Origin of the sequence: Streptococcus sp. 27098_8_51 (assembly GCF_041432205.1) — a bacterium.
Classification (GTDB): Bacteria; Bacillota; Bacilli; order Lactobacillales; family Streptococcaceae; genus Streptococcus.
In genome coordinates this window covers 116,436-130,622 of the sequence record NZ_JAPVZE010000005.1, presented here as the reverse complement: position 1 = coordinate 130,622, position 14,187 = coordinate 116,436, and the positions used below count along the sequence as shown (strand labels likewise).

At 41.0% G+C, this 14,187-nt stretch carries 12 protein-coding genes; all 12 read left to right on the top strand.

The genetic code is table 11. From position 1 onward, the window contains the following. The first annotated feature begins 8 nt into the window (after positions 1 to 8). The 12 genes from aroC to O3622_RS05365 all read left to right on the top strand — a co-directional run bounded on the left by aroC (position 9) and on the right by O3622_RS05365 (position 14,185). A complete protein-coding gene (gene aroC, locus O3622_RS05420; protein WP_371607158.1) occupies positions 9 to 1,175 on the top strand; it encodes a chorismate synthase in 1,167 nt (388 codons plus the stop codon). A gap of 9 nt (positions 1,176 to 1,184) precedes the next feature. Beyond that, positions 1,185 to 2,288 carry a prephenate dehydrogenase gene (locus tag O3622_RS05415; protein ID WP_371607157.1) on the top strand — a complete coding sequence of 368 codons (1,104 nt, stop codon included), beginning with the start codon at positions 1,185 to 1,187 and terminating at the stop codon, positions 2,286 to 2,288. Between the two features lie 10 nt (positions 2,289 to 2,298). Beyond that, positions 2,299 to 2,637, top strand: coding sequence for a YlbF/YmcA family competence regulator (locus O3622_RS05410; protein ID WP_000065973.1), 339 nt, complete (start codon positions 2,299 to 2,301; stop codon positions 2,635 to 2,637). A gap of 90 nt (positions 2,638 to 2,727) precedes the next feature. Further along, positions 2,728 to 4,011, top strand: a complete 1,284-nt coding sequence (aroA, locus tag O3622_RS05405) for a 3-phosphoshikimate 1-carboxyvinyltransferase (RefSeq protein ID WP_371607156.1) — start codon at positions 2,728 to 2,730, stop codon at positions 4,009 to 4,011. After that, a complete protein-coding gene (locus O3622_RS05400) occupies positions 4,004 to 4,480 on the top strand; it encodes a shikimate kinase (protein ID WP_001151353.1) in 477 nt (158 codons plus the stop codon). Before aroA ends, O3622_RS05400 begins: the two co-directional genes overlap by 8 nt. Further along, the gene (gene pheA / locus O3622_RS05395) at positions 4,477 to 5,325 is read left to right on the top strand and encodes a prephenate dehydratase (protein ID WP_000686426.1); all 849 of its coding nucleotides are present in this window, start codon (positions 4,477 to 4,479) and stop codon (positions 5,323 to 5,325) included. The genes O3622_RS05400 and pheA overlap by 4 nt, the downstream gene beginning before the upstream one ends. Continuing rightward, a complete protein-coding gene (locus O3622_RS05390; protein ID WP_000032319.1) occupies positions 5,322 to 6,617 on the top strand; it encodes an LCP family protein in 1,296 nt (431 codons plus the stop codon). The genes pheA and O3622_RS05390 overlap by 4 nt, the downstream gene beginning before the upstream one ends. 143 nt (positions 6,618 to 6,760) lie before the next feature. Continuing rightward, the gene (locus O3622_RS05385) at positions 6,761 to 7,597 is read left to right on the top strand and encodes a phosphorylcholine transferase LicD (RefSeq protein ID WP_001281444.1); all 837 of its coding nucleotides are present in this window, start codon (positions 6,761 to 6,763) and stop codon (positions 7,595 to 7,597) included. Beyond that, positions 7,594 to 8,562: a glycosyltransferase family 2 protein gene (locus O3622_RS05380; RefSeq protein ID WP_049520682.1), complete on the top strand. Its 969-nt coding sequence runs from the start codon at positions 7,594 to 7,596 to the stop codon at positions 8,560 to 8,562. Before O3622_RS05385 ends, O3622_RS05380 begins: the two co-directional genes overlap by 4 nt. Before the next feature lie 21 nt (positions 8,563 to 8,583). Further along, positions 8,584 to 10,743, top strand: coding sequence for a LicD family protein (locus O3622_RS05375; protein WP_049477679.1), 2,160 nt, complete (start codon positions 8,584 to 8,586; stop codon positions 10,741 to 10,743). A 57-nt stretch (positions 10,744 to 10,800) separates the two neighbouring features. Further along, positions 10,801 to 11,613, top strand: coding sequence for a phosphorylcholine transferase LicD (locus tag O3622_RS05370; RefSeq protein ID WP_008292505.1), 813 nt, complete (start codon positions 10,801 to 10,803; stop codon positions 11,611 to 11,613). A gap of 43 nt (positions 11,614 to 11,656) precedes the next feature. Beyond that, complete coding sequence (locus O3622_RS05365) at positions 11,657 to 14,185, top strand: MBL fold metallo-hydrolase (protein ID WP_371607155.1); 2,529 nt, start codon at positions 11,657 to 11,659, stop codon at positions 14,183 to 14,185. Positions 14,186 to 14,187: the final 2 nt, after the last annotated feature.

Genomic DNA, 14,187 nt, shown 5'->3' with positions numbered 1-14,187 from the left:
GAGAACGTATGAGATATTTAACTGCAGGAGAATCACACGGCCCCCGTTTGACGGCTATTATTGAAGGAATTCCAGCTGGACTTCCTTTGACAGCAGAGGATATTAATGGAGACCTTAAACGCCGTCAGGGTGGCTACGGTCGTGGTGGCCGTATGAAGATTGAGAGTGACCAGGTTGTCTTTACTTCGGGCGTTCGTCACGGGAAGACGACAGGGGCACCTATTACCATGGATGTCATCAATAAGGACCACCAAAAATGGCTGGATATCATGTCTGCTGAGGACATTGAAGACCGCCTTAAAAGCAAGAGAAAAATTACCCATCCTCGCCCAGGTCATGCCGATTTAGTTGGGGGCATTAAGTACCGTTTTGATGATTTGCGAAATTCCTTGGAGAGGTCATCTGCCCGTGAAACCACCATGCGAGTGGCTGTTGGGGCAGTAGCCAAACGACTTTTGGCTGAGCTAAATATGGAGATTGCCAACCATGTCGTGGTTTTTGGTGGCAAGGAAATCGATGTACCTGAAAATCTGACAGTCGCTGAGATTAAGGAACGAGCTGCCCAGTCTGAAGTTTCTATTGTCAATCAAGAACGGGAACAAGAAATCAAGGACTATATTGACCAAATCAAACGTGACGGTGATACCATCGGTGGGGTTGTAGAGACAGTCGTCGGAGGCGTTCCAGTTGCCCTTGGCTCCTATGTCCAATGGGACAGAAAATTAGATGCGCGATTGGCCCAAGCAGTTGTCTCTATCAATGCCTTTAAAGGGGTGGAATTTGGTCTTGGATTTGAAGCTGGTTACCGAAAAGGCAGCCAGGTTATGGATGAAATTCTCTGGTCTAAAGAAGACGGTTATACTCGCCGTACCAATAATCTAGGTGGTTTCGAAGGTGGCATGACCAATGGGCAACCCATTGTTGTTCGTGGTGTTATGAAACCCATTCCCACTCTCTATAAACCACTCATGAGTGTGGATATCGAAACCCACGAACCTTACAAGGCAACCGTGGAGAGAAGTGATCCGACCGCCCTTCCAGCAGCAGGTGTGGTCATGGAAGCCGTTGTGGCAACGGTTCTGGCACAAGAAATCCTTGAAAAATTCTCATCTGACAATCTAGAGGAATTAAAAGAGGCAGTTGCCAAGCACCGAGACTATACAAAGAACTATTAAGGAGTCCTTATGGCAAAAACCATCTATATCGCAGGTCTCGGTTTGATTGGTGCTTCGATGGCACTCGGTATCAAGCGTGATCATCCTGATTATGAAATTTTGGGTTATAATCGCAGTCAGGCTTCGAGAGACATTGCCTTGGAGCGGGGGATGATTGACCGTGCGACGGATGATTTTGCCAGTTTCGCTCCCCTAGCAGATGTCATCATCCTGACCTTGCCAATCAAGCAGACCATTGCTTTTATTAAGGAGTTGGCAGATTTAGACTTGAAAGAAGGCGTCATTATCTCGGATGCAGGCTCGACCAAGTCAGCCATCGTGGATGCGGCGGAGGAACATTTAGCTGGCAATCCTGTTCGCTTTGTCGGGGCCCATCCCATGGCCGGTAGCCACAAGACAGGGGCTGCCTCTGCGGATGTTAATCTCTTTGAAAATGCCTACTATATCTTCACACCTTCGAGCCTGACAAGTCCTGACACACTTGAGGAAATGAAGGATCTGCTTTCAGGCCTTCATGCTCGTTTTATCGAGATTGATGCCAAGGAGCATGATCGGGTGACTTCTCAGATTAGCCATTTTCCTCATATTCTGGCTTCCAGCCTTATGGAGCAGACGGCAGTTTATGCTCAAGAACATGAGATGGCAAGACGCTTTGCGGCGGGTGGATTTCGAGATATGACTCGCATTGCGGAAAGCGAGCCAGGTATGTGGACTTCTATTCTCTTGTCTAACCGTGAGACTATTCTAGAGCGAATTGCGGATTTCAAGGAACGCTTGGAAGCGATTGGTCAGGCCATCAGCAGGGGAGATGAAGAGCAAATCTGGAACTTTTTCAACCAAGCGCGTGCGCAACGTCAGGCCATGGAAATACATAAGCGTGGTGGTGTGGATAGCTCTTACGACCTCTATGTCGATGTTCCCGATGAAGAAGATGTCATCTTGCGAATTTTGGAATTACTTCGTGGGACTTCTTTGGTTAATATTCACATCAACGAGGAAAACCGTGAGGATGTTCACGGGATTCTCCAAATTTCATTTAAAAATGCTCAAGATTTAGAACGAGCTGAGCGCTTAATTACAGAAAATACGGACTACACAGTCGTCATCAAATAAGGAGAAAATCATGTCAAATATTTACGATAGTGCAAATGAACTTAGCCGCGGGTTACGCGAATTACCAGAATACAAGGCGGTCAAGGCAGCCAAAGATGCTATCCAAGCTGATGAACAAGCTAGCAAGATTTTTGCAGACTACCTCGCTTTCCAGCAAGAAATCCAAGTCATGGCGCAAACGGGACAAATGCCAGACGCCTCTTTCCAAGAAAAGATGCAGTCTTTCAGCAAACAAATCCAAGAGAACGCTCTTTTGTCAGATTTCTTTGCCAAACAGCAACAATTGTCCATTTATCTTTCGGACATTGAAAAAATTGTCTTTGAACCTGTTTCAGAATTATTGAAATAGTATTTTATCTGTATAAAAGCCAGAAATTTCAGGAATTTCTGGCTTTTTTGTGATAAAATAAGAAAAAGTATTGCAAGTATGAGGTCAACTATGAAACTAAAAACAAACATTCGCCACTTACATGGCAGTATCCGGGTTCCAGGTGACAAGTCTATCAGCCACCGTACGATTATTTTTGGAAGTTTGGCTGAGGGCGAGACTAAGGTTTATGATATTTTGCGTGGAGAGGATGTACTTTCAACCATGCAGGTTTTTCGTGACCTTGGTGTTGAAATTGAGGACAAATATGGGGTTGTTACCATTCAAGGTGTTGGAATGGATGGCTTAAAAGCTCCGCAAAATGCCTTGGATATGGGTAATTCTGGCACTTCGATTCGCCTGATCTCAGGTGTACTTGCTGGTGCAGACTTCGAAGTAGAGATGTTTGGAGATGATAGTCTTTCTAAACGTCCTATGGATCGTGTGACGATTCCATTGAAAAAAATGGGCGTTAGCATCTCAGGGCAAACTGAGCGAGATCTGCCCCCTCTTCGCCTAAAAGGGACGAAAAATTTAAAACCGATTCACTATGAGTTGCCAATCGCTTCTGCTCAAGTTAAGTCTGCCTTGATATTTGCAGCCTTGCAGGCTCAGGGGGAGTCCGTGATTATCGAGAAAGAATGTACTCGTAACCACACCGAAGATATGCTACAGCAATTTGGTGGCCATTTAAGTGTGGATGGCAAGAAAATCATAGTTCAAGGGCCGCAAAAACTGATCGGACAAAAGGTAGTTGTCCCAGGAGATATCTCTAGTGCAGCCTTTTGGCTAGTCGCAGGTTTGATTGTTCCAAACTCTCGTGTGGTGCTGCAGAATGTGGGCATCAATGAAACGCGTACAGGTATTATTGATGTCATTCGCGCCATGGGAGGAAAATTAGAAATAACTGAAATCGATCCAGTCGCTAAATCAGCAACCCTGACTGTCGAATCTTCAGACCTGAAAGGAACAGAGATTGGTGGAGCTTTGATTCCACGCTTGATTGATGAATTACCTATTATTGCCCTTTTAGCGACACAAGCGCAAGGTGTAACAGTCATTAAGGATGCTGAGGAACTCAAGGTCAAGGAAACTGACCGCATTCAGGTGGTGGCTGATGCCTTAAATAGCATGGGAGCGGACATCACCCCCACAGCAGATGGGATGATTATCAAAGGGAAATCAGCCCTTCATGGCGCTAGAGTCAATACCTTTGGTGACCATCGAATTGGAATGATGACAGCCATTGCAGCCCTCTTGGTTGCGGATGGAGAAGTGGAACTTGACCGTGCTGAAGCCATCAACACTAGCTATCCTAGCTTCTTTGATGATTTGGAGAGCATGACTCATGGCTAAGGTATTACTTGGATTTATGGGGGCAGGCAAGTCGACAATCGCTAGAGGCTTGGACCCAGACTATATCGATATGGATGCCTTAATCGAGGAACATTTGGGCATGTCCATTGCGGATTTCTTCGCTGAAAAAGGAGAAGTGGCCTTTCGTCAAGTAGAGTCAGAAGTCCTAGCTGACTTACTAAAAACGGACCGAGTTGTGTCAACTGGCGGAGGAGTTGTCATTTCTCAGAGAAATCGTGACTTGCTCAAAACCAATCCTGATAACATCTACCTAAAAGCAGATTTTGAAACCCTCTACCAACGTATCGCAGCTGATAAGGACAATCAGCGTCCACTTTTTCTTAACAAAAGCAAGGAAGAACTGGTAGCTATTTTCCATGAAAGACAAGCTTGGTATGAGGAAGTAGCCAGTCGGATTCTAGATGTGACCAAGTTAAGCCCAGAGGAAATTATAGAGGAACTGAGATGAAAATTGCCTATCTAGGTCCCAAGGGATCTTTTTCGCATCATGTTGTGCAGACAGCCTTTCCCAAAGAGGAATTGCATGCCTTTGCCAATATCACAGATGTTATCAAGGCCTATGAACAGGGCTTGGTGGACTATTCTGTGGTACCAGTTGAAAACTCCATTGAAGGTAGTGTCCATGAAAGTTTGGATTACCTTTTTCACCAGGCTCGCATCCAAGCAGTGGCAGAAATCGTTCAACCCATTCACCAGCAGTTGATGGCAGTTCCTGGTCATACTAAGATTGAGAAGATTTTTTCCCATCCTCAGGCTTTGGCTCAGGGAAAAAAATTCATCGATGAACACTATCCAGAGGCTCAAATCGAGGTAACCGCCAGTACCGCCTATGCAGCTCGCTTTATTTCAGAACATCCAGATCAGCCTTATGCAGCTATTGCTCCTAAAAGTTCAGCTGAAGAATATGGCTTGGAATTGATTGCAGAGGATATTCAGGAAATGGAAGCCAATTTCACACGTTTTTGGGTGTTAGGGGCAGAGATACCGAAGATTCCTTTGAACTCACAAGCTGAAAAAATGAGTTTGGCCTTGACCTTACCAGACAACCTACCTGGTGCTCTTTACAAGGCACTTTCGACCTTTGCTTGGAGAGGGATTGACTTAACAAAGATTGAAAGTCGCCCCCTTAAAACAGCCTTGGGAGAATACTTTTTCATTATCGATGTAGACTATAGTGACAAAGAACTGGTTCATTTTGCAAGACAAGAACTAGAAGCTATTGGAATCCAGCATAAGATTCTGGGGACCTACCCGATTTTTACCATAACTGATTTAGAAAAGGAGAGTCAATGAGCAAAGAAAATCCTTTAAGTCATCACGAGCAGTTACGTTATGACTATCTCTTCAAAAATATTCATTACCTCAACGACCGTGAACGGAGGGAGTTTGATTATCTGCAACAGAAAATGGCAGGTCCCAAGTCTGAAGTTCACCATTTCCACCAAGAAGAAAAAGAAGAAACTTGGGGTAGAGATATTGATCTTCCGACTTATGGCAGTAGAAGCCGGTCTAAGAAACGTGAAAAGGTAGCTCCTCAACCTAAAGTCAAAAAGAAAAAGAGAAGAATTCGCTTCAAACGAATACTGACTTGGTTCTTGCTGTTGATTACCTGTGTGCTTGTAGGGATGATTTTTATGTTTCTTCGAGGGTTCCAGTCAGCAGCCAATCCAACAAATAAGCCAGCTGACGCCAAGGCAGCTCAAGTAGAGGTCTTTAACGGTCAGGATACCAAAGATGGTGTGAATATTTTAGTCATGGGGACAGATGGCCGTATCGGTCAAAATAGTGCAGAAACCCGTACTGACACAATCATGGTACTGAATGTCAGCGGATCGGATAAGAAGATCAAGCTAGTCAGCTTTATGCGTGACAACTTAGTTTATATCGACGGGTATAGTAAGATTGTAAATGGCCAGAAACAGACGGATAACAAACTAAATGTTGCCTATGAACTTGGGGAACAAGAAGGACAAAAAGGTGCTGAAAAGGTCCGCAAGGTTCTAAAAGACAACTTTGATTTGGATATTAAGTACTATGCCCTAGTTGACTTCCAGGCCTTTGCAACAGCTATTGATACCCTCTTCCCTGACGGAGTAACGATTGATGCTCAATTCTCAACATTGAATGGTCAACCTCTGACAGAAGCCACAGTCGGAGATGACCTTCATGCAACAGAGACAGAGTCCCCAACTCAAACTATCAAAGTTGGAAAACAGCAAATGAATGGCTCCACCTTGCTGAACTATGCTCGCTTCCGTGATGATGATGAGGGAGACTATGGCCGTACCAAACGTCAGCAACAAGTCATGTCAGCTGTTCTTGAGCAAATCAAAGATCCAACCAAGCTCTTTACGGGGTCAGAGGCACTTGGAAAAGTCTTTGGCATGACATCAACAAATCTACCATATAGCTTCTTGTTGACCAATGGCTTATCTGTCCTAGAAGGTGCTCAAAATGGCATTGAAAGACTCACCGTCCCAGAACTTGGTGACTGGGTAGACGCTTATGATATCTATGGTGGACAAGGACTTCTAGTTGATCAAAATAAATATCAGACCAAACTCGCCCAAATGGGAATGAGATAGAATACTATAAAAAAATCAAAGTTTGAATCACAAGTGAAAAAGTGGTTTAGGCTTTGATTTTTCTTAGTATCTGATGGATTTTTAGGGCTTTTTTATGGTATAATAAAACGATATAACTCGTTATTGGACAGAAGAGGAGAGACATGAGTGATTTGAAAGCGATTCAGGCTCGTAGTCTGGAAATGGCTGAATATTTCGTCGCATTTTGTAAAGAACATGATTTGTTGTGCTATCTCTGTGGTGGAGGAGCCATTGGCGCCCTTCGTAATAAGGGCTTCATTCCTTGGGATGATGATCTAGACTTTTTCATGCCACGTAAGGACTATGAAAAATTAGCAGAACTGTGGCCACGTTATGCAGACGAGCGTTATTTCTTGTCAAAGAGTAACAAAGATTTTGTAGACCGTAACCTTTTTATTACCATTCGTGACAAGGAAACTACTTGTATCAAGCCTTATCAAAAGGATTTGGATTTGCCACACGGTTTGGCCTTGGACGTTTTACCATTGGATTATTATCCTAAAAATCCAGCTGAGCGTAAGAAACAGGTTCGTTGGGCCCTGATTTATTCACTCTTTTGTGCGCAAACTATCCCAGAAAAGCATGGTGCGGTCATGAAATGGGGAAGTCGCATCTTACTCGGCCTGACTCCAAAATCTCTACGTTATCGCATTTGGAAAAAAGCTGAAAAAGAAATGACCAAGTATGGTCTGGCTGAGAGCGATGGAATTACGGAATTATGCTCAGGTCCCGGCTACATGCGAAACAAATACCCAATCGCATCCTTTGAGGACAATCTTTTCTTGCCATTTGAAGGAACTGAGATGCCCATCCCAGTCGGCTATGATGCCTATCTCAGCACTGCTTTTGGGGACTATATGACACCGCCACCAGCAGACAAGCAAGTACCGCATCATGATGCTATTATAGCAGACATGGACAAGAGCTACACAGAGTACAAGGGAGAATATGGAGCATGATGGGAGAAAAAATAAGCGTTATCGTTCCGGTCTACAATGTAGAAGCCTATCTGGAGCGATGTGTGGAGTCGATTCTTCAACAGACTTATGCCCATTTTGAGTTAATCCTAATCAACGATGGTTCTACTGATTCTAGTGGACAGATCTGTGATCACTTAGCATCTCAGTATGAGAATATCAAGGTTTATCATATCGAAAATTCTGGTGTTTCAAATGCTAGAAATATGGGAATTCAGCTAGCGACGGGTTCTTGGGTTACCTTTATTGATAGCGATGATTTCGTTACCCAGGATTACCTAGCTACTTTAGCAAGTGCAGTTGAAGGGGTGAATGTAGGCTTTGCAATTGCTCCTCTGCACCATATCAAAAACGGCATTGTAACTGATATACCTTCACATTCTGGAAAAACAGAACTCTGGTCAACAGAAGAAACCATGAAGGAACTACTGATGACTACCAGAACGTCATTTTTTCCAGTTGCAAAACTGTTTAAGAGAGACCTGCTTGCGGATGAAAAGTTTAATACAAATTATCACCTAGCTGAAGATGCCTTATTTTTAACTGAATTGCTACTAAAGACAAGATGTAGTTGCGTCTTTATTGACAAACCTGTTTATTATTATGATCATCGTGAGGGAAGTGCAACAACATCTGTTAATCGATATGTATTTGACACAATAGAAGTTTATCAGCAAATAATTGCTCAAGTTTCACAAGCCTTTCCTAATTTGAAATACGAATTAATAAACAGAGAATGTTGGTCGTACATCACAGTTTACGATAAAATTATCTTTACTTCACGTGAAGAGTATCAAAAGGAGAAAGCCGAGCTGAGGACTTGGATTGTTCAGCATCGACGCGAAATATGGAAAGATGCTTATTTCACCACTTTTCGCAAGGTAGCGATCCTTTCACTTGTCATTTCTCCATGGCTATATAAGAAAATTGTTGGATTAAAAAACTAATATCATGAGAAGGAGTTGAAAATGAATTTTTCAAAAATGGATGAATACTTTGAAAAATCAAAACTATGGATTGCGTATCTATTTGTTTTCATTTCGATTTTAAGTATGAGTTCACTGGTTTATAAGATAGCAAATCCCCTCTACAAGGGATTATCAGCAATTGTAGTGCTTTATATTTGCTATACCTTATTGTTTAAGTGGAAAGAAATCACAGCAGATCGTAAATTTCTATCCTTATTTGGACTATTAGCTGGAAGTCATCTGCTATCAGCTATTTTCAATCGCTCTGGACATCTGATTGGAAATGTGATTGAAATTCTCTTCATGGTAACCTATGTTTTATTATTTACCATGTTACAATCAGGGCAACTTAAAAAATTATTTGACTGGATTGCCTATACGGTTCAAATTGTATCTTTTTCTTCAGCAATTTTTGCGTTTGGTTTATTGGTAAGTAGAGTCCTTATCCTATTTAAGATTGGCGAACAATCTTATTACTATGGTGTCATGAATGGACGTCTGTGGGGGATTGTCAATCCAAATGCTAGTGCGATATTTTCATACATTAGCATTATTTTGGCTATGTATTTGATCCATAAAGGAAGTAAATATTCTGTTTATCTTAAACTGAACAATGTGATTCAATTCGTTTACTTCGCAACGATGCAAAGTCGAGGAGCCTTACTTTCTTTACTTCTCATGATTGGACTCTATAGTTTCTTTGCTACTAGAGGAAGTATCGTTAAACGATTCCTCACTTTTATAGTTGCTGGTTTGCTGATTACTGCAACTAATATTGGATTAAGCTATGTAACTTCAATCTATATCTCATCTGAAACTGCGACTGTCTTAGATTTAAACAAAGGACAATCCTATGCTGAGACAGATTCGTCTGTCACTAAGAAGAACGGTGAGCTCCATCTGATTGAAACAACACCAAGTGGTAGAACCTATATCTGGAAAAATGCCATCAAGATGGGAAGTGCCAAACCAATTTTTGGTTATGGTGTACGAAACGTTCCAGATTATTACGCAGAATATTTCAGTAAATTTGAGATTCAAAACTCCCTTATCGGTGGGAATTTTCATAACATTTTTGTGACCATATTTGTCAGTTCGGGAGTTCTAGGTTTGGTATCCTTCCTTCTTGTACTGGCTTATGTCATCAAGCGCTTTTTAACGTATTTGATTGTTTCCAAGAAAAATACTGATAAATTGATCATGATCCTATTCTTTGGTATCTTGTTTGGTCAATTATTTGAAAGTCAGATTATGTATTCAACCAACTTTATTAATATCATCTTCTGGCTAGCAATTGGCTATGGACTCGTAGTCTGCAAACGGGATGAAGGAGTTCGGTACCAAGAAGTAACAGATGTCAATGAAATTCAACAGATGGAACTTGGAATCATGGAGTATATTCATGAAGTTTGTCAGAAAATTGGAGTCAAGTATTTCTTAGCATATGGAAGTCTAATTGGTGCTGTTCGCCATCAAGGATTTATCCCTTGGGATGATGACATGGATATCTGCATGTTACGAGAAGATTATGAAAAATTGCAAGACTACCTTATCGCTAACCCTGATGAACGTTACGAGGTCATGTCTTATAAAAATAATCTCAACTATGTCTATCCCTTCATGAAAGTGCAGGATAACCATACTTACTTGCTAGAAGAAGATGTTCGCATCGATTCGAATATGGGAATCTATGTAGATATTTTCCCTGTAGATGGCTACGAAGATGACGTAGAATTTAAAAACAAGATGACGAAACTGATAAAGAAACGTCAATTGAGTTGCTACACCTTTAAAGGCATTACCAATACGAAAAGTGTACTGAATTCGCTGCTACGCTATGTGTCAGTTATTATTTTCTATTTCACCAATACGAACAAATACGTTGCCCAGATTGAAGAGCTTGCAAAATCCCGTAAAGTCTCAGATTATGAGCAAGTGGATTATCTTATCTACAAGGATATGAACAAACCAGTGTGGAGACGTGAATGGCTGGAACAAGTTACTACTGGAATATTTGAAGGTAAGGAATTTACCATTCCGAAAAATTATCATGAAATTTTGACCTCAGACTACGGAGACTATATGCAATTGCCACCGGTTGAACAAAGAGTATCTCATCATGATTTTAAATTATGGAAGATTGTTAAAAGGTCTAAATGACGGGATTGGGATTAAGAAACGTTTAAAAATATAGTCAAATTTAGGAGAAAAGAACCTATGTCTGAAAGAACTTTAACTCTTGAAGAAATAAAGCAAGTAGAATTGGATATTTTAAAGTATCTACATGATCTTTGTGAACAACATCAAATCAAATACTTTATTGATTTTGGAACCTTACTAGGAGCTGTACGCCATAAAGGATTTATCCCTTGGGATGATGATACAGATATTTCCTTGGCGCGTGATGAATTTGAAAAACTGTACAAGGTTTTACAAAATGAAAATCATCCCTACTACAAATTGATTTCATTCAGAGAAACAAAGGGATATCCATACAGTTATATGAGAGTCTATGATGTAAGGACTCGTCGAGATGCTAACCTCGTAGACCCAACGGTCGTATTGGGAACTTGCGTTGACATTTTTCCATATGATGGTGTCGTCACAGAGGAAAGTGACCGTAAAAAAATGAAGCTCTACAAATATTTCATTCGCCTTTCTTCTTTGAATTTTAAAGGGATCAAGTCTGAGAATGGTGGACTTAAAAACCTCCCTCGTTATATGGGATCAGCTATTTTCCGCTTAACTTCCCCACAGCTATGGAATCAAAAATTAGAGAGCCTTGCTTTGAAGTATAGTGTAGATCAAGCAACAGATCTTACTTGTACTATCTATGACCCTTATTATCCAAATGGTATAAAAAAAGAATGGCTCTATGATTTGATTGATATGCCTTATGAAAACATTGTGGTCAAGGTTCCGAGAAAATACCATGAAATACTTGTCTACGAATTTGGAGAAAACTATATGACTCCACCACCTATTGAGCAACAAGTCCCAGGAGGGGATAAAAATTATTGGATTGATTAGATTTTTAAAAGTTGCTTAATGTTAAGATAAAGGAGTTTTCAAGGTGAAAAATAAATGGTTATTAAAATCAGTCAGCTATAGTGTTCTCGCATTCTTTCTATTACTGATTCAGTTATCGCAAGGAGTAGATGCAGATACCATCTCTGCAGGTTCGGGCAATCGTATCCATTTCATAAATACTAAAGCAAAATCTGGGAGTGATGCCATCCTTCTGGAAAGCAATGGTCACTATGCTTTGATTGATATGGGTGAAGACTATGACTTCCCTGATGGGAGTGACCCACGCTATCCAAGCCGCTGGGGAATTTCCATGAGAAATTATCAAGTATTGGAGGATCGATTGATTCGCCACTTGGATCAAATAGGTGTAAAAAAATTAGATTTTATTATAGGAACTCATGTTCATAGTGACCATATTGGTGGAGCAGACGAAATACTCAATCGATATCAGGTCGGTAAGTTTTATTTGAAAAAATATTCAGATGATCGGATCACAGCAAACTGGGGACTATGGGATAATCTTTTCAATTATGATAATGCTTTGAGAGCAGCTCAAAAACGAGGAGTTACTCTTATCCAGAATATTTCAGATGAGGATAGCCACCTAAAATTAGGTGATATGGATATTCAACTCTACAACTATAAGAATGAATATGATGCTGACGGGAATCTGAAAAAAGTTCGAGATGATAACTCCAACTCCATTGTTTCAGTAGTGACTGTGGCAGGAAAGAGAATCTATCTTGGTGGAGATTTGGATAATGCCGAGGGAGCAGAAGATAAGTTAGGTCCAGTTATCGGCAAGGTTGATATGATGAAATGGAACCACCATTATGATGCGACAATTTCAAATACGATTAATTTCCTTGAAAACTTATCACCAAAAATGATTATTCAGACAACTGGTGGAGATATTAATGTTGCTTCAACCAGAGAATACCTTCAGAAGAAAAATATTCAGGTTCTTCATGCTGCTAGCCAAACTCAAGACGCTACCGTTTTTGATATTAGCGATAAAGGATTTGCTAATGTTTCAAATACCTTCCCTAATATCCCTGTAGTTGACGAAAAATGGTATCAAGAAGATGGTTATTGGAAATATCGTTTGACTGACGGAGAAATGGCTATCGGCTGGAGAGAGATTGGCGGAGCCACTTATTTCTTTAATGGAAAAGGACAAATGCAAGCAGGTCGCTGGCTTCACCTTAACGACGACTGGGGAGAAAATGCCAAAGGGAATGATTACTATCTGAACCAAAATGGTAAAATGCAAACTGGTGGTTGGTTCAAACTAGATGACTCTTGGTATTATATCCAATCAAATGGTGCTAGACGATTTAGCGAGCTCTCTGAAATTGGAGGGAAAAAGTATCTCTTTGCGGCAGATGGGAAGATGCTAACAGGACACCAAGTTTATAATGGCAAGAAGATGTTCTTTAGCGAAAGTGGTGCACTCCAAACAGCAGGTAAGCCTTCAACATGGCAAAAGATTGATTCAAATTGGTATTTCTATGATGAGGATGGGCTAAAGACCATCGGTAAAAAGAATATCAATGGAAGCACATACTACTTTAATCAAGAAGGTATCATGCAAACTGGCTGGGCATTTGTTGATGGTCACTGGAACTATTTTGCAAGTTCTGGAGCTATGAAAACCGGCTGGGTCAAGGATCAGGAAACATGGTATTATCTGGATAAAGATGGCATCATGTTAACTGGCAGACAAGATATAAATGGTGTTCGTTACTATTTGAATGCTAGTGGTGCCATGCAGACTGGCTGGAAGTGGCAAGACAATAGCTGGTACTTCTATACGAACTCAGGTGCTATGAAAACTGGTTGGTTGAAAGATAAAGAATCATGGTATTATTTGGATCCAGAAACTGGTATTATGGCTGTAGGATCTAAAGAGATTGACGGTAAGAACTATTTCTTCAGCTCTGCAGGTACTATGCAAGTTGGATGGCAGTGGTCAAATGATTCTTGGCATTATTACGCTACGTCTGGCGCACTCCAAACTGGTTGGTTGAAAGATGGTGATGCCTGGTATTATCTTGAAGGTAAGGAAGGCGTTATGTTAGTCGGCCTCCATCAAGTAGATGGTAAGCAATATTACTTTAGCAAATCTGGTGCCATGCAAACAGGCTGGAAATGGTTTGATAATCATTACCGTTACTTTGAATCAAATGGAGCCATGAAAACTGGTTGGATAAAAGACAAAGGCGTCTGGTATTATCTAAATCCTGAAGATGGCATCATGTTGGTTGGCCTTCATAAAGTAAATGGTGATCATTATTACTTTGATGAATCAGGAGCTATGCAAACGGGTTGGAAACAGCTTGATGGTAATTGGTACTATTTCCAAGCTAATGGTTCTTTGTTGAAGAACGCAACAACACCTGATGGTTACAAAGTAAACGAAGAAGGAATCTGGAAACAGGCTGTTGCTGCTGTAAATAGCGATGCAGTCAAGCCAGAACAGAAACAAGAAGCTAATTCCTCTATTGTTGAACAACCTAAACAAGATTCAAATCTAGAAGCCAACGCTTCTGAAAAGAAAGAAAACGAATAAAG